At 72.1% G+C, this 14,457-nt stretch carries 17 protein-coding genes; 8 read left to right on the top strand and 9 right to left on the bottom strand.

From position 1 onward, the window contains the following. Nucleotides 1-71 precede the first annotated feature (71 nt). The 3 genes from ACQPZW_RS27525 to ACQPZW_RS27515 are packed head-to-tail and all read right to left on the bottom strand — an operon-like array spanning nt 72 to nt 1,231. A complete protein-coding gene (locus tag ACQPZW_RS27525; RefSeq protein WP_433788917.1) occupies nt 72-347 on the bottom strand; it encodes an SHOCT domain-containing protein in 276 nt (91 codons plus the stop codon). 5 nt (nt 348-352) lie between these two features. Beyond that, nucleotides 353-802: a DUF6325 family protein gene (locus ACQPZW_RS27520; protein ID WP_433788916.1), complete on the bottom strand. Its 450-nt coding sequence runs from the start codon at nt 800-802 to the stop codon at nt 353-355. Between the two features lie 9 nt (nt 803-811). Next, entirely contained in the window at nt 812-1,231 is a 420-nt protein-coding gene (locus ACQPZW_RS27515) for a DUF6325 family protein (RefSeq protein WP_433788915.1), read from the bottom strand. 143 nt (nt 1,232-1,374) lie between these two features. Between ACQPZW_RS27515 and ACQPZW_RS27510 the strand changes: the two genes are divergently transcribed. Further along, the gene (locus ACQPZW_RS27510; RefSeq protein WP_433788914.1) at nt 1,375-2,784 is read left to right on the top strand and encodes a hypothetical protein; all 1,410 of its coding nucleotides are present in this window, start codon (nt 1,375-1,377) and stop codon (nt 2,782-2,784) included. Here the strand turns inward: ACQPZW_RS27510 and ACQPZW_RS27505 are convergent. From ACQPZW_RS27505 to ACQPZW_RS27485, 5 genes are read right to left on the bottom strand one after another with little or no spacing between them, the layout of a single operon-like run. After that, nucleotides 2,757-4,124, bottom strand: coding sequence for a DUF2252 domain-containing protein (locus tag ACQPZW_RS27505; RefSeq protein WP_433788913.1), 1,368 nt, complete (start codon nt 4,122-4,124; stop codon nt 2,757-2,759). The two genes, ACQPZW_RS27510 and ACQPZW_RS27505, sit on opposite strands and share 28 nt — an antisense overlap. Next, nucleotides 4,121-4,615 carry a DUF1269 domain-containing protein gene (locus tag ACQPZW_RS27500; protein ID WP_433788912.1) on the bottom strand — a complete coding sequence of 165 codons (495 nt, stop codon included), beginning with the start codon at nt 4,613-4,615 and terminating at the stop codon, nt 4,121-4,123. The genes ACQPZW_RS27505 and ACQPZW_RS27500 overlap by 4 nt, the downstream gene beginning before the upstream one ends. Beyond that, nucleotides 4,578-5,687, bottom strand: coding sequence for an AI-2E family transporter (locus tag ACQPZW_RS27495; protein ID WP_433788911.1), 1,110 nt, complete (start codon nt 5,685-5,687; stop codon nt 4,578-4,580). Before ACQPZW_RS27495 ends, ACQPZW_RS27500 begins: the two co-directional genes overlap by 38 nt. A 19-nt stretch (nt 5,688-5,706) precedes the next feature. Next, nucleotides 5,707-6,150: a DUF7144 family membrane protein gene (locus ACQPZW_RS27490; RefSeq protein WP_433788910.1), complete on the bottom strand. Its 444-nt coding sequence runs from the start codon at nt 6,148-6,150 to the stop codon at nt 5,707-5,709. Nucleotides 6,151-6,189: 39 nt separating this feature from the next. After that, nucleotides 6,190-6,417, bottom strand: a complete 228-nt coding sequence (locus ACQPZW_RS27485) for a hypothetical protein (RefSeq protein ID WP_433788909.1) — start codon at nt 6,415-6,417, stop codon at nt 6,190-6,192. 135 nt (nt 6,418-6,552) lie between these two features. Here ACQPZW_RS27485 and ACQPZW_RS27480 point away from each other — a divergent pair, with 135 nt between their 5' ends. The 7 genes from ACQPZW_RS27480 to ACQPZW_RS27450 all read left to right on the top strand — a co-directional run bounded on the left by ACQPZW_RS27480 (nt 6,553) and on the right by ACQPZW_RS27450 (nt 14,033). Then, nucleotides 6,553-7,047 (top strand): DUF1269 domain-containing protein, encoded by a 495-nt coding sequence (locus ACQPZW_RS27480; protein WP_433788908.1) that lies wholly within the window; start codon nt 6,553-6,555, stop codon nt 7,045-7,047. Nucleotides 7,048-7,414: 367 nt separating this feature from the next. Then, nucleotides 7,415-9,241 carry an MGH1-like glycoside hydrolase domain-containing protein gene (locus ACQPZW_RS27475; protein ID WP_433797636.1) on the top strand — a complete coding sequence of 609 codons (1,827 nt, stop codon included), beginning with the start codon at nt 7,415-7,417 and terminating at the stop codon, nt 9,239-9,241. Beyond that, nucleotides 9,199-9,837: an MGH1-like glycoside hydrolase domain-containing protein gene (locus tag ACQPZW_RS27470; protein WP_433797635.1), complete on the top strand. Its 639-nt coding sequence runs from the start codon at nt 9,199-9,201 to the stop codon at nt 9,835-9,837. Before ACQPZW_RS27475 ends, ACQPZW_RS27470 begins: the two co-directional genes overlap by 43 nt. After that, on the top strand, nt 9,834-10,133 hold the full coding sequence (locus tag ACQPZW_RS27465) for a hypothetical protein (protein WP_433788907.1): 300 nt from the start codon (nt 9,834-9,836) through the stop codon (nt 10,131-10,133). Before ACQPZW_RS27470 ends, ACQPZW_RS27465 begins: the two co-directional genes overlap by 4 nt. Nucleotides 10,134-10,136: 3 nt before the next feature. Continuing rightward, nucleotides 10,137-10,334, top strand: a complete 198-nt coding sequence (locus ACQPZW_RS27460) for a hypothetical protein (protein ID WP_433788906.1) — start codon at nt 10,137-10,139, stop codon at nt 10,332-10,334. Then, the gene (locus tag ACQPZW_RS27455) at nt 10,331-11,302 is read left to right on the top strand and encodes a hypothetical protein (protein WP_433788905.1); all 972 of its coding nucleotides are present in this window, start codon (nt 10,331-10,333) and stop codon (nt 11,300-11,302) included. Before ACQPZW_RS27460 ends, ACQPZW_RS27455 begins: the two co-directional genes overlap by 4 nt. Before the next feature lie 112 nt (nt 11,303-11,414). Then, nucleotides 11,415-14,033, top strand: coding sequence for a LuxR C-terminal-related transcriptional regulator (locus tag ACQPZW_RS27450; protein ID WP_433788904.1), 2,619 nt, complete (start codon nt 11,415-11,417; stop codon nt 14,031-14,033). Here ACQPZW_RS27450 and ACQPZW_RS27445 read toward each other — a convergent pair. Continuing rightward, a complete protein-coding gene (locus tag ACQPZW_RS27445) occupies nt 14,030-14,413 on the bottom strand; it encodes a DUF7144 family membrane protein (RefSeq protein ID WP_433788903.1) in 384 nt (127 codons plus the stop codon). The two genes, ACQPZW_RS27450 and ACQPZW_RS27445, sit on opposite strands and share 4 nt — an antisense overlap. Nucleotides 14,414-14,457: the final 44 nt, after the last annotated feature.

Here is a 14,457-nt window from a genome sequence, read left to right as displayed (position 1 = left end):
CACCACGCGGCGCACCGGCCACCGTGGCGGGCATGCACGACGGTGACCGGCGCGGGTCGCGGGAGTCCGGATCAGGAGGCCAGGATCTGCGCCTTCTGCCGCTCGAACTCGGACTCGGTGAGGACGCCCTGCTCCTTGAGCTCACCGAGCCGGTGCAACTGGTCCAGTTTCAGTGACGTCGGATCGGGTTGGTCGTCCTCTGCGCCGGCGTAGTACTGCTGCTCGGCGTACTGCTGTTCGGCCTGACGCGACCATCGGCCGGCCTGCCGGCGCGACACCCGGTTGGAGACCGCGGTCGCCGTCCCGGCGATCACCGCGGTGCGGGCCATGCCACGGAGAAGACCCATCACGATCACCTCCCACCGGCGGCGGAGACGGTCACGGTCTCCGACTCGTCCAGAGCCGCGAGCAGCGCTTGTACGGGGATCCGCCCGCCCGCGACGAGGTGGGCGCCGTTGCGCCGCAACCGGATCGCCAACGGCGCCGCCCACGCGTTCTCGTAGACCAGCACGACCGCGGCCGACCCGGGTTCCAGCACGCTGCCGGCCTGGCGCAGGTCGTCACCGCCGAGGATGCCGGAGGCCGCGCCGTGGAAGACGTCCAGCCCGGCCGGCTCGACGTCGCGGGCGTCCAGTGCCGTCACCGTCCCGTCGTGCTCCCGGCGGAGGAACAGGATGTCCAGCACCCGGATGATGCCCCGATCGACCAGATCCACCAGCAGCGGAAACGCGGTCCCGTCGAGGCTGCCGTCGGGGAACTCCACACACAGGTAGTCCACCGGTCCCATCTCCTGCAGCTCCATACGCTCTCCCTAGGTCAGGGACGCCACCGCGACACGGCTGTGCCACGGCGCTCCCGGGATGTGGGTGAGGGCCACGATGCTGCCGCTCGACGCGGCCACCGGCCCGGCCAGGTCCTGGACCCAGCGGTGTTCCAGAAGGACGGCGAGGGCGTCGGTGTGCTCGTCGACCATCCCCGCCACATCGTCGATGTCCGACTCGGTGATCAGCCCGCTGGCCAGCCGGGCCATTGCCGGGTCGCCGCGCAGGCAGGGGAGCTCGGTCAGCTCCACCACGCACGCGCCGCCGGCCGTGTCGGTACGGATCACCAGCGCGTCGACGACACGCATCTCACCCGCCAGGGCCAGCAGGGCGAGCGTCACACGGACGCCTTCGCCGAGCCGGTCCGCGGGAAACGACAACACCATCAGTTCGAGCGGCCCCAATGCCATGTGCCCAGGGTGCTCATCAGCGGCCGCCGGAACGTCATCCGCGGCGGATGAGTCTGGCCCGGCGTTCATCCGCGCCGGATGAGGTTGCCACCGGCCGGGTCCGGGAGCGTCGATGAGGAGTCCGGACAGCTGCAGGAGGAGCGATGACCAGCCAGTCGACCACCGGTCCCGGTGCGCCTCCGGAGACGGCCCCCGGCCCCGTGGAGGGCACCGCGCCACCTCGGGACGCGACGGCCGTACCCGGGGATGAAGGAGAGCTGGAGCGGCTGAGAGCAGAGGTCGCCGCATTGCGGGACCGGCTGCAGGTGCGGCGCCGGAGGCGGCCGGGCCGGGGCGCGCTGGCCGCCGTGCTCGCCGCCCTGGCCGCGTTCGCGCTGGTCACCGGAGTGGTGGGATGGTGGGCCGCGCGAACCACCCTGAACACCGAGCGCTGGGTCGCGACGGTGGCGCCGCTGCCGCAGGACCCGCGGGTCAACGCGGCCGTGGCACAGTACGCGACGACCGAGCTGTTCCGGGTGCTCGACGTGGAACAGCGGCTGCGTGACGTGCTGCCGCAGCAGGCGGCGTTCGCGGCCGGCCCGATCGCCGGGCAGTTGCGCGAGCAGGTCCGGTCCACCGTGGTGAAGGTGATGGGCAGCGACCGGTTCCAGGCGATCTGGGTGACGGTGAACCGGCAGGTCCACCAGCGGGCCCTCGCGGTCGTCGAGGGGACCAGCACCGTCGTCACGGCCCGTGAGGACCGTGTCGAGATCGACCTGCTGCCGCTGATCAACCAGGTGCTGCGCGAGCTCGGCGATCAGCTGCCGACGCTGTTCGGCAAGCAGATCACGCTGCCCGATCTGAGTAGCGGCGCTCTCCCGGAGAACCTGCGGCTGCGGGTCTCCGAGGCGGTCGGCGTGCAGTTGCCGGCGGACTTCGCCCGGTTCACCGTCTACGACTCGGGGCGGCTGTGGGAGGCGCAGCAGGCGGTCGCCGCCGCCGAACGTCACCTGCTGCTCCTCACCGGCGCCACGATCCTGCTGCTGATCGCCGCGTTCGCGGTGTCGCCGGGACGGCGGCGCACGGCCGCCCAGTTCGGGATCTGGCTGGTGGTGGCGTCGGTCGCGATCACCGCGCTGCTGCGGGCAGTCCGCGGGCGGCTTCTCGCCGAGGTGCCGGCCGGTGTCTACCGCGACGGCGTGGACGCGGCCATGACCACCGTGTTCAGTCTGCTGCGCACCCGTGGTGAGCAGCTGATCTGGATCGGGGCGGCGATCGCGGTGCTGGCCTGGCTGGCGGGACCGGGCCGGTTCCCGGTGTGGCTGCGGGGACGGGCCCGCGCGATCACGGTCGCGGCGTGGCACGGTGCGACGGTGGGGGCGCGGCGGGCGCCCGGCTTCATCACCGGGCACCTCGACGCGGTACGGGTCGGCGGGCTGATCGTCGCCGTGGTGCTCGCGCTCGTCCTGTCGTCGTGGACGGCGCTGCTCGTGATCGCGGTGCTGCTGGCGGCGTACGAGATCGGGGTGACGCTGCTGGCGCGCGCTCAGGAGGCGGCCGCGAAGGCCGCGTGATCGGCCTCGGTCCGGTCGGCGTAGGCCTCGGCGAACGGTGCCATCGCCCGGTCGAACCGATCGGTCGAGCCCAGGTAGGCGGCGATCGCGATGCGGTCGCCGCCGCGGGCGTGTGCCCGGGCCAGCGTCCACCCGCACAGCCGCCCGTAGGCGCGCATGCCCTCCGGGTCCATCGACGGGACGTCGGCGCCGCCCTTCCAGTCGCGCAGCTGCCGCACATAGAAGTCGCGGGCCCGGCCGTCGAAGCCCTCGGCACGGTGCCAGCCGAGGAAGATGTCGCTGGCGGCCTGCAGGATCCGCTGCCCGGAGACGATCCGCCGGCCGTCGCTGTCCCAGTCCGGTGCCGGGACCTGGCCGACCCGGCCGGCCAGCGCGGACGGCCCGGCCTCCTTGACCTGCAGCAGCAGCGGGTCACGGTCGTCGCGGCCGGTCAGCAGCACCACCCAGCAGCGGGTGCCGACGCTGCCGACCCCGACCACCTTGCGGGCCAGGTCGACGAACTCGAACGCGTCGAACAGCCGCCGCCGGTCGTCGGCCAGGCTCTGCCGGTACCCGGCCAGCAGCTCGCGGATCTGCTCCTCCACCAGCTTGCGGGCCATGTCGGGCATCAGGTCGGCGATCGGCACGAGCAGCGGCGGGTCGGCGGCCAACCGTCGCCGGCCATCGCCGTCGAGGACCGTCAGCCGGTGGTACGCCTGCAGACTGTCCCGGGAACGGGCCTTCGTGCCGGCCTTCTCGATCCGCCGGGCGCGCCGGCCACGGAGGCGTTGACGCAGCTCGTCGATGTCGGCGCGGGCGTACCAGACGTCCAGCTCGCGCATCGCGGCGAACCCGCGCATCGCCTCCCGGTAGTGGTGGGCGGTGGCCCGTACCACGGCCTCCCGCTGGCGCCGTTTGAAGCCGTTCTCCCGGCCGGCCAGTGCCAGGCTCGCGACCAGGCGTTTGACGTCCCACTCCCACGGGCCCGGGTGGGACTCGTCGAAGTCGTTGAGGTCGAAGACCAGCCGCCGCTCGGGTGAGGCGTAGACACCGAAGTTGAGCAGGTGGGCGTCACCGCAGAGTCGGCTGATCAGCCCGGTCGAGGGGGTGGCCGCCAGATCGGCGGCCATCGTCACGGCGGCCGCCCGGTAGAACGCGAACGGCGACGCCGCCATCCGCTCGTGCCGGATCGGCAGCAGCTCCGGCACCCGGCCGTCCTCCTGCTCGCGCAGCAGGGCGACCGGGTCGGGACGGTCCGGGGCCGGCTCGAAGGCGGCGTGGCCGTCGAGGGGCGCCCGTCTCCGGGCGGCCTTGCCGGCCGCGGCGCGTGCGCCCGGATCACGTTCGGGTGCGCCGCTCACGGGTTGCCGCCGCTGAACGTCTCGAGCAGGATCTCCCGCTCACCGTCGGTCAGGTTGGTGGCGATCAGCCTCTTGTGCAGGCCGTGGAAGCGCTCGCCGAGGCGGTCCAGGTCGCCGTGCTCGGTGACCAGGAACAGCGCCGACGTGCCCTCGGTGATCTCGGCCCGGATCGTCTCCAGCTGATCCCGGTCGATACCGGTCCCCTCGGTGGCCTTGACCAGGGCGCCGATGCCGGCGCCGACCGCGGCTCCGGCGATCGGCGCCAGGAACAGGCCACCGAGGACGAGGCCCCAGAAGGCGCCCCAGCCGGTGTGCCGGTGGCCCGACTCGTGCTCGTGGTGGGTCTCCGGTCGCGTGGCGCCGTGCGGCCAGGTGACCACCGCGTGGTCCAGGACCTTCACCAGGCCCTCGGCCTCGGCCTGCTTGATGATGTAGGCGGCGCGTTCGGCCCGCTCAGCCTGGTCGAACTTCCATACCGTGAACGTGGTCATGGCCGTCATCGTCGGCCGGGGCCGGCGCCCGCGCCTCATCCCTGGTGGGCGAGGGCGGACCGCCGCCGAGCAGGCTGTTCAGCCAGCGGGTCGACGGGTCGACGTCGATCAGCAGGCCTTTGGCGAGCAGCGTCAGCGGGACCGCGAGCAGCGCGCCGATCGGGCCCAGCACCCACGCCCAGAAGACCAGGGACAGGAACGTGACCGTGACCGACAGGCCGACGGCGTCGCCGACGATCTTCGGCTGGATGATCTCCTGGATGACGAAGTTGACCAGGCAGTAGAGGACGATCACCCCCAGCATCAGCTGCGGGCCGCCCTGGAGCAGCCCGAGCAGCGCCGGCGGGACGACGCCGATGACGAACCCGATGTTGGGGATGTAGTTGGTGATGAACGACAGCAGCCCCCACAGCAGCGGCAGCGGGATGCCCAGCCACCACAGCAGCGCCGTGTCGCACGCCGCGACGATGAGCCCGAACACGGTCGTCACCAGAAGATAGCGGCGGGTGCCGGTGGCGAACGACTCCAGTGCCGCGACCACCTGCGGGCGCTCGGGTGTCACGGACGCCAGCCGGGCCGGGAAGCCCACCACGTCCAGGCACATGAAGAGCAGGACGGCCAGCAGGAACACGGAGTCGCCGAGAGCGCCGGCCAGCCCGCCGAAGAGGGCCTCGACGATCCGGGCGAAGGTGCCGGGCTCCACCGCCGCCACCGCCGTCCGCAGCTGCTCGGCGTCGACGCCCAGTGCGCCGAGCCCGGTGACCAGGTCGTCGCGCAGCCCCGCGAGCTCGTCCCGGTACTCCGGCAGCAGGTCGATCAGCCGGGCCACCGACACCGCCAGCGCGCCACCCAGGGCGAACAGCCCCAGGTAGACGGTGACGACGGTGACCGTGGCGGCCAGCCAGACCGGCGCGCCATGACGCCGCAGCCGTGCGGTGAGCGGGCTGGCCGTGACCGTCAGCATCAGCGCGAGGAACACCGGCCCGGCCAGATCCGCCACGGCGCGCATCCCGCCCACGACCACGACCAGGCTGGCCGTGCCGAGCAGGACCAGCACGCCGCGCGGCAGCACGGCAGGGCCGGTTCCTTCGTCAGGCCTTGACCTCACGGCCATGGGCGGTGAGGGCGTAGATGATCAGCACGTCCATGGCGATGACGATGACGGACCAGATCGGGTACGCCGGCAGGAACGCCAGGTTCACCAGGGCGCTCAGACAGGCGACGATGATGCCGACCACCCGCGCCCACATCTGCCCGGCCAGGATGCCGAGACCGGTGCACACCGCGATCAGGCCGAGCAGCAGGTGCGTCCAGCCGTAGGTGTCGAAGTCCACCGGCACCACGAGACCGCTCTTGGTGGTCAGGTAGAACTCGTCGCGGAACAGGGCGATCACACCCTCGACCGCCTGGAACGAGCCGAGCATCAGCAGCATGACGCCGGCGAACACCACCATCCCCACCCAGCCGGACGGCTGCCGCGGTGACGGCGGCACGTACGGGTCCTCGTAGGACTGCCGCGCCTCAGTGTCGGTCATGGTCTTCTCCCTAGTCAGGGGTCGGTCGTAGCGGGTCGATCATGTGGTGGGGCGGTGGGCGGGCACGCCATCCGTGACGGATGAAACGCACACCACCTCCACCCCGGACCGGTCCAGCCGGGTCAGCAGCCGCTCCAGGTCGGCGTCGGAGAGCCGCCCGCGGATGGTGCTCTGATGTGGCAGCGCCCGGCAGGGTGGATCGCCGAGCGCCCGGCGGAGCAGTGGACCGAGGAAGCCCCGGACCCGGATCTCGTAGCGCTCGTGCATGGCGCCTCTCCTCTCGTCTGCGTCGAGACTCCCGAGTCGCCGGGCCGCATACCTCCTCCCACAGGGATGAGGACCGTCGACGACCTCCCGTGGCTGACTGATCGGGACCTCGAAGGGCATGGAAGGAGATACGACATGGCAACACTGGTCGCCATCGGGTACCCCGACGAGACCACCGCCACGGCGGCCTCGCTCGAGGCGAACCGCCTGGCCAGGGACCTGATCATCCAGCCGGACGCGATCGCGACGATCATCCGGGACCGTGAGGGCAAGTTCCACGTGACCACGAACCATCACGCCGTGGCCGGCGGCACGACGTGGGGCATGTTCTGGGGCCTGCTGTTCGGGATGCTGTTCTTCATCCCGATCCTCGGCATGGCCGTCGGCGCCGGTCTCGGGGCGCTCACCGGCAAGCTCGCCAAGGGTGCGATCAACAAGGAGTTCCAGCAGCGGATCCGGGACGAGCTGCAGCCCGGCACGTCGGCACTGTTCCTGGTCGTCGAAGCGGTCACGCCCGACAAGGCGGTCGAGGCGCTGAGCCGGTACGGCGGCACCGTCCTCAAGTCGTCGCTGCCGAAGGAGACCGAGGCGGAGCTGCAGGAGGCACTGCACGGCGGTGAACAGCGGTAGTCCGCCGAGGTAGGTGGAGAGGGGCGCCGCCCGGTCGATTCCGGGCGGCGCCCCCTTGCGCTATTCATCCGTGCCGGGGGACGTGACCGCCCCGGGTCCGGGCCGAACCTGACGGCATGACCACCAACGAGACGAGCGCCGAGCAGAGGCGCCTGCGTGACGCCGACACCGCCGCCGTTCCCTGGCGGCGCTGGGGCCGTACCTCAGCGAACGGCAGTGGGGGACGGTCCGCGAGGACTACAGCCCGGGCGGGGACGCCTGGGACTTCCTGAGTCACGACGATGCGCGCTCCCGGGCGTACCGCTGGGGTGAGGACGGCATCGGCGGATTCAGCGACGACCAGCAGACCCTCTGCCTGGCCGTGGCGATGTGGAACGGGCGGGACCCGATCCTGAAGGAGCGGTTCTTCGGGCTGACCAACAGCGAGGGCAACCACGGCGAGGACGTCAAGGAGTACTGGTTCTACGTCGATGCCACGCCCACCCACTCCTACCAGCGGATGGTCTACAAGTATCCGCAGGCGGCGTTCCCGTACGAGGACCTGCTCGCCACCAACCGGGCCCGTGGGCGCGACGACTTCGAGTACGAGCTGCTCGACACCGGGATCTTCGCCGGGGACCGGTACTTCGACGTGGAGATCGAGTACGCCAAGGCCGGCCCGGAGAACCTGCTCGGCCGGATCACCGTGCACAACCGCGGCCCGGAGGCGGCGTCACTGCGGCTGCTGCCCACGGTGTGGTTCCGCAACACCTGGTCCTGGGACCGGCCCGAGCCGAAACCGGTGCTGCGGGCGGGTGCCGGAGGCGTCGAGGCCGTGCACCATCGGCTGGGCACCCGCTGGTTCACCGTCCTCGGCGACGCCCCGCTGCTGTTCACCGAGAACGAGTCGGCCGGGACCGGGCCGTACGTCAAGGACGCCTTCGACCGGTACGTGGTGCACGGCGACACCGCCGCGGTGAACCCGGACCCGACCGGGACGAAGGCCGCCGCCCTGGTGACGCTGGAGGTGCCGGCCGGTGGGTCGGGGGTGGTCCGTTTCCGGCTGGCCGAGGCGCCGCCCGCCGACGCCGATCCGGAGGCCTTCGACCGGGTGGTGGACCGGCGGCGGGCCGAGGCCGACGACTTCTACCGCGAGTTGCTCGCCCCGGGACTGGGCGACGACGAACGGCAGGTCGTCCGGCAGGCGCTCGCCGGGATGCTCTGGAGCAAGCAGTACTTCGGATACGACGTGGAACGCTGGCTGACCGGGCACGGCCGGGATCCGCTCGCGTCGCAGGGCACCCGCAACGGCGAGTGGTTCCACATGATCTGCAACGACGTCATCTCCATGCCGGACAAGTGGGAGTACCCGTGGTTCGCCGCGTGGGACCTGGCGTTCCAGTCGATCGCGCTGGCCCTGGTCGACCTCGGGTTCGCCAAGGACCAGCTGAACCTGCTGCTCGGGCGGCGCTACCTGCATCCGAACGGGCAGATCCCGGCGTATGAGTGGAACTTCTCCGACGTCAACCCGCCGGTGCACGCCTGGGCCGCCTTCCTCGTCTACGAGCTGGACAAGTCCCGCAACGGCCGCGGTGACCACGCCTGGCTGGAGGCGATCTTCCACCGGCTGGCGAAGAACTTCACCTGGTGGGTCAACCGCAAGGACCACGACGGCAACAACGTCTTCCAGGGCGGGTTCCTCGGGCTGGACAACATCGGCGTCTTCGACCGCAGCGCGCCGCTGCCCACCGGCGGCTATCTCGACCAGGCGGACGGCACGGCGTGGATGGCGCTCTACTGCCAGAGCATGCTGTCGATCGCCCTGGAGCTGTCCCGCCAGGATCCGGTCTATCTGGAGCAGGCGCAGGCGTACTTCGAGCACTTCGCATGGATCGCGGTGGCTGTCGACCGGGAGGCCGGCGGGGCGGCCATGTGGGACGAGGCGGACGGCTTCTTCTACGACCTGCTGCGGCTGCCGGACGGCAGCGCGCAACGGCTCCCGGTCCGGTCCCTGGTGGGCCTGCTGCCGCTGGCGGCGGTGACGGTGTACGACGCGGCGGTGACCGCCCGCCATCCGCAGCTGATCGAGGGCATCCAGGACTTCGTGAACCGGCACCCCAGCGTCAACTCGGTGCTGTCGCGGGGCGGGTTGGCGGCCGGCACGGTGAGCACCTGCTGGCCCTCTTCGACGAGACCCGGCTGCGGCGCATCCTGAGCCGCCTGCTCGACGAGGAGGAGTTCCTCAGCCCGTACGGGATCCGCTCGCTCTCGCGTCACCACCGTGAACACCCGTACGAGTTCCGCCTCGGCGACCACACGTTCTCGGTCGGCTATCAGCCGGCCGAGTCGGACAGCGGCATGTTCGGCGGCAACTCCAACTGGCGCGGCCCGATCTGGTTCCCGGCGAACGTCCTGGTCATCCGGGCGCTGATGAACCTGTACGTGGGTTACGGCGACGACTTCACGGTGGAGTGCCCGACCGGCTCCGGGGTGAAGATGACGCTCTTCGAGGTGGCCCGGGAGATCTCCGAACGGCTCACCCGGATCTTCCTGCCCGGCCCGGACGGCGCCCGCCCGGTGCACGGCGGCCAGGACGTCTACACCTCCGAGCACTGGCGTGACCTGATCACCTTCAACGAGTACTTCCACGGCGACAACGGGGCCGGCCTGGGCGCCACCCACCAGACCGGATGGACCGGCCTGGTCGCCGTCTTCCCGAACGTGTTCGCCGGGCTGACCGGCATCGACCTGCTGGACAACGGCATGACCGGCGTGCTGCGGACGGCGCCGGAGAGGGAGGAGCGGCGATGAGCAGCGGCTGGCAGTCGGCACCGGCGATCTACGAGATCTTCACCTGGCCCTGGCTGACCGGGCTGAGCCATCGGTACGGCCGGGACGTCACCCTGGCCGACGTGCCGGCGCGGGTGTGGGACGAAGTGGCCGCGCCCGGGATCGACGCGGTCTGGCTGATGGGCGTCTGGGAGCGCAGTCCCGCCGGGCTGGCCCTGGCGCGCACGAACGAGCAGCTGCAACGGTCGTTCCGGGAGGCGCTGCCGGACGTGGGCCACGCCGACGTGGTCGGCTCGCCCTACTGTGTACGCCGTTAGCGGGTGGACGAGCGTCTCGGCGGCCCGGCCGGTCTCGCCGAGGCCCGCGCCCAGCTGCGCGCCCGCGGGGTGCGGCTGATCCTCGACCACGTGCCCAACCACGTGGCCCCGGACCATCCGGCGACCGCGGCGCACCCGGAGTGGTTCGTCCAGGGCACGGCCGCCGACCAGGCCGGGGATCCGGGGGCTGGTTCACGGTGAACGGGCGGGTGCTCGCGCACGGGCGGGACCCGTACTTCCCGCCGTGGCCGGACGTGGCACAGCTCAACGCGTTCGACCGGGGGCTGCGCGACGCGACCGCGGCGGTGCTGGGCGACATCGGCGAGCAGTGCGACGGTATCCGCTGCGACATGGCGATGCTGCTGACCAACGAGGTGTTCGCCGGCACCTGGGGGCGGCACGTGGGGCCGGCGCCGGACGAGGAGTTCTGGCCGTACGTGCTGGGCCGGGTCCGGGAGCGGCATCCGGGGATCGTGATGATCGCCGAGGCCTACTGGGACATGGAGTGGACGCTGCAGCGGCAGGGGTTCGACCACTGCTACGACAAGCGGCTCTACGACCGGCTGGCCGGTGAGGACGCCGAGTCGGTGCGCAAGCATCTGGCCGCCGACCGGGACTACCAAGACGGTCTGCTGCGGTTCCTGGAGAATCACGACGAGCCGCGGGCGGCGACGGTCCTGCCGGGCGGGCGGGGCCGGGCCGCCGCGGTGGCGATCGCCACCCTGCCCGGGGCGACGCTGTGGCACGACGGGCAGTTCGAGGGGCGGCGTACGCGTCTGCCGGTCTTCCTGGCCCGGTTCCCGGACGAGCCGGCCGACCCGGACTCGGTGTCCTTCCACCGCGGCCTGTTGTCCGCCGCCGGATCGATCAGGCGGGGCGAGTGGCGGATGCTGGAGACCCGCGGCTGGCCGGACAATCCCAGTCACCGGGAGCTGCTGACCTGGGCGTGGCACGGCGAGACTCCCCGCACCGTCGTGGTGATCAACTTCAGCGACCAGCCGGCCCAGGCCCGGGTCGAGTTGCCGTGGCCGGGGCTCGCGGGCCGATCGTGGCAGCTCACCGATCTGCTGGACGGGCGGATCTTCACGCGGGACGGCGACGAGCTGGCCGGCGGTGGCCTGTTCGTCGATCTTCCACCGTGGGGGATTCATGTCGTGACGTTGCGTTAATACTCCTGACACTGCCTGTCACCGGACTATCCGATCCGGACGATGCGAGGGCCGGACGCGGCGACGAGTCTGAACGAGGAGATCCAATCGGCGACCATCGGAGGTAGCCACCTTGTCCATCGAGATGATCAATGACTCGGACAGCTCACTACTCACCTCCAAGTTCGCGGTCCCAGACGCTCCACCGTTCATGGTCGTCCGGCCGGGCCTGCTCGACCGCGTGACCGAGGGGGTGCAAGGCCCGGTCACCGTGATCACCGGCCTGGCCGGCAGCGGCAAGACCCAGCTGCTGGCCTCCTGGGCACGCGGCGTGGCGGGTGGCCGCCCGGTCGCGTGGATCACCCTGGAGCACGGCGACGAGCAGCTCCCCACCTTCTGGGAATACCTGGTGGAGGGGCTGCGCCGGGCCGGGGTGGAGCTGCCGCCGGTCACCGGCGGCGTGATCACCCGCGGCTTCCTCGGTCGCCTGGCCGCCGCCGTCGAGGAGCACCCGACCCCGGTCGTGCTGATCCTCGACGGCGCCTCGCAACTGCCCGGCCGGGACTGGGCGATCAGCCTGGAGTACGTGCTCAGCCACACCGGCCGCCTGCGCGTGGTGCTCACCGGCCGCTGGGACCCGCCCCTGCCGCTCTACCGCTACCGGCTCGCCGGCCAGCTCCAGGAGCTGCGCACCGCCGACCTGGCGTTCACCGCGGCCGAGGTGTCGCGCCTCATGCGCCTGCACGGAGTCGAGCTGGCCGAGCCGGAGCTCGCCACGGTGCTGGAGCACACCGAGGGCTGGGCCGCCGGCATCCGGCTCTGCGCGTGCGCGCTCCAGCGCACCTCCGACACCAAGGGGCTGGTCGACACCATCTCCGGCAACGAGTCCACGATCGCCGAGTACTTCGTCGGTGAGGTGCTGCGCGTGCAGCCCCTCGAGACCCAGCGGTTCCTGCTGGAGACCAGCGTGCTCGACACCTTCACCCCGGAGCTGGCCGCCGCGGTCACCAACCGCTCCGACGCGCCCCGCATGCTCGCCGAACTGACCAGGGAGAACGCCTTCGTCCAAGCGGTCGGCTCGGGGGCCGGGCCGTACCGCTACCACCGGCTCTTCGCCGAGCTGCTGCGCGCCCAGCTGTCCCTGGGCGACCCGGACGAGCTGGCTCTGCTGCACCAGCGGGCCGCGCTGTGGCTGGCCGCCCGCGGGCACCTCGTCGAGGCGGTCGGGCACGCGACCCTGGCCGGGGACTGGGCCGGCGCCGCGCGGATGGTGATCGAGGACTACGCGGTCGGGACGCTGGTCGTGGACGGCGGTTCCGGGCGGCTGGGCGGCCTCTTCGCCCCGATGCCCGAGCACCTGGAGGACCCGGAGCCGGTGCTCGTACGGGCCGCGCTGGCCTACGGCGACGGCGACCGGACCCGCGCCGCCGAGCAGTTCGCCCTCTCCGGCAAGCTGCTCAGCCTGCGCGGCAGCGGCTGCGCGGAGGGGCTGACCCTGGCCGGTTTCCTGATGCGCCTGCTGCTGGCCCAGGAGCCCGGACCGGACGACGTGGACGAGGTGGCGCCGGTGGCGCGTACCTTCCTCGCCTCGGTGCCCGCGCGCCGGATGGTCCGGCGCCCCGAGCTGACGATGCTGCTCTACGCCGCCGAGGGCCGGGCGCGCAGCGCGTCCGGCCAGGTCGACGAGGCGGCCGCCGTGCTCGCCGAGGCTGTCGCGAGCGCGCCGCCCGGGGCCGAGGCGGTACGGATGTCCTGCCTGGAGCACCTGGCGCTGCTGGAGGCCTTCCGGGGCCGGCTGAGCCGTGCCGAGACGGCGGCGAGACAGGCGATCGATCTGGCCCGGCAGTGCGGGCTGCCCCGTGAGCGATGGCCGGCGACCGCCGAGGTGGCCTTGGCCTGGGTGGCGCTGGAGCGCTACGACATCGAGGCCGCCGATCGCCGTCTGCGGGCGGTGCAGTCGATGTGCGGCACGGGCGCGACCGGGCCCGCGCCCGCCGGGTTCGCTCTGGTCCGGGCGCGCCGTCTGCAGACGCGCGGCGAGCTTCGGCAGGCCATCGGGGTGCTGGAGGCCTCGGATGCGGCCGACAGCGGCGCACCGCGCTGGCTGACCCGGGAGGTGCGCCTGGTCCGCGCCCGGCTCCTGATGCTGGCCGGCCGAGTCGACGAGGCCGACGACCTGCTGGCCGGGTTCGCCGACTCGCCCGAACCCGACGCGGTGCTGGCCCGGGCCGCTCTGCTGCTGGCCCGGGGCGAGCCCGCGGCGGCCCACGAGCTGGCGCGCACGATCGCCGACGCGTCCCGGACGCGGGTGCCGATCGCCCTGGACGCCTGGTTGATGCTGGCGATGCTGTCGGCCGGCCGGGACGACGCGGCGGCGGCCCGGGACTCGCTGCGGCGGGCGCTGCGGCTGGCCGCCGCGGAGTCCTGCCGTCGCCCGGTGAACCAGGTGTGGGGCGAGCTGCGCCGGCTGCTGCGCGACGACGACCGGCTGGCACAGCAGTACCGGTCCCTGGGCGCGCCGGTCCGGCCCGGCACGGCGACCGCCGACCCGGTGGTGGTGGAGCAGTTGAGCAAGCGCGAACTGGACGTCCTGCGGGGCATGGCCGAGATGCTCCCGACCGAGGAGATCGCCGCGTCGATGTACGTCTCCGTCAACACGGTGAAGACCCACGTCCGGAGCATCCTGCGCAAGCTGTCGGCGTCCCGGCGCAACGAGGCGGTGCGCCGGGCCCGCGCACTGCGACTGCTCTAGGCCGGCCGGCGGCAGAGCGCGAAGACGACCACTATCTCGACACAGATCAGCACGGTGCACCACAGCGGCGCCGTGGCCAGTAGAAGGAAGTGGGCGATGGCGGCGACGGAGGCGAGCACCACGCCGACCGCCCTCGCCCACGCCCGTCCGTGCAGGATGCCGGCGCCGGCGGCGACCGAGACCGCTCCGAGGGCCAGGTGGCTCCACCCCCACACGGCCGGGTCGGGTTCGATCAGCGCGCCGTCGGCGGTGATCAGGTAGGCGCTGTCGCGAAGCAGCGTGGTGAGGCCCTCCAGGGACTGGAACGCTCCCAGGACGAGCAGCATGACGCCGGCGAACGTGACCACGCCCGCCAGATCGGTGTCCTCGGTTGTCGGCATCGGCTTCCCTCCGGTCGGTACGGGAGGCCAGCGTCTCGTTCCGG

Source organism: Actinoplanes sp. CA-252034 (assembly GCF_050956125.1).
GTDB lineage: Bacteria > Actinomycetota > Actinomycetes > Mycobacteriales > Micromonosporaceae > Actinoplanes.
The sequence above is the reverse complement of the archived record's forward strand: the minus strand, read 5'-3'. Positions and strand labels throughout refer to the sequence as shown.

What these genes read in the sequence shown, in the direction of transcription:
- ACQPZW_RS27525 (WP_433788917.1), bottom strand. Translation starts at nt 347, where the DNA reads ATGGGTCTTCTCCGTGGCATGGCCCGCACCGCGGTGATCGCCGGGACG.
- ACQPZW_RS27520 (WP_433788916.1), bottom strand. Translation starts at nt 802, where the DNA reads ATGGAGCTGCAGGAGATGGGACCGGTGGACTACCTGTGTGTGGAGTTC.
- ACQPZW_RS27515 (WP_433788915.1), bottom strand. Translation starts at nt 1,231, where the DNA reads ATGGCATTGGGGCCGCTCGAACTGATGGTGTTGTCGTTTCCCGCGGAC.
- ACQPZW_RS27510 (WP_433788914.1), top strand. Translation starts at nt 1,375, where the DNA reads ATGACCAGCCAGTCGACCACCGGTCCCGGTGCGCCTCCGGAGACGGCC.
- ACQPZW_RS27500 (WP_433788912.1), bottom strand. Translation starts at nt 4,615, where the DNA reads ATGACCACGTTCACGGTATGGAAGTTCGACCAGGCTGAGCGGGCCGAA.
- ACQPZW_RS27490 (WP_433788910.1), bottom strand. Translation starts at nt 6,150, where the DNA reads ATGACCGACACTGAGGCGCGGCAGTCCTACGAGGACCCGTACGTGCCG.
- ACQPZW_RS27485 (WP_433788909.1), bottom strand. Translation starts at nt 6,417, where the DNA reads ATGCACGAGCGCTACGAGATCCGGGTCCGGGGCTTCCTCGGTCCACTG.
- ACQPZW_RS27480 (WP_433788908.1), top strand. Translation starts at nt 6,553, where the DNA reads ATGGCAACACTGGTCGCCATCGGGTACCCCGACGAGACCACCGCCACG.
- ACQPZW_RS27475 (WP_433797636.1), top strand. Translation starts at nt 7,415, where the DNA reads ATGTGGAACGGGCGGGACCCGATCCTGAAGGAGCGGTTCTTCGGGCTG.
- ACQPZW_RS27465 (WP_433788907.1), top strand. Translation starts at nt 9,834, where the DNA reads ATGAGCAGCGGCTGGCAGTCGGCACCGGCGATCTACGAGATCTTCACC.
- ACQPZW_RS27445 (WP_433788903.1), bottom strand. Translation starts at nt 14,413, where the DNA reads ATGCCGACAACCGAGGACACCGATCTGGCGGGCGTGGTCACGTTCGCC.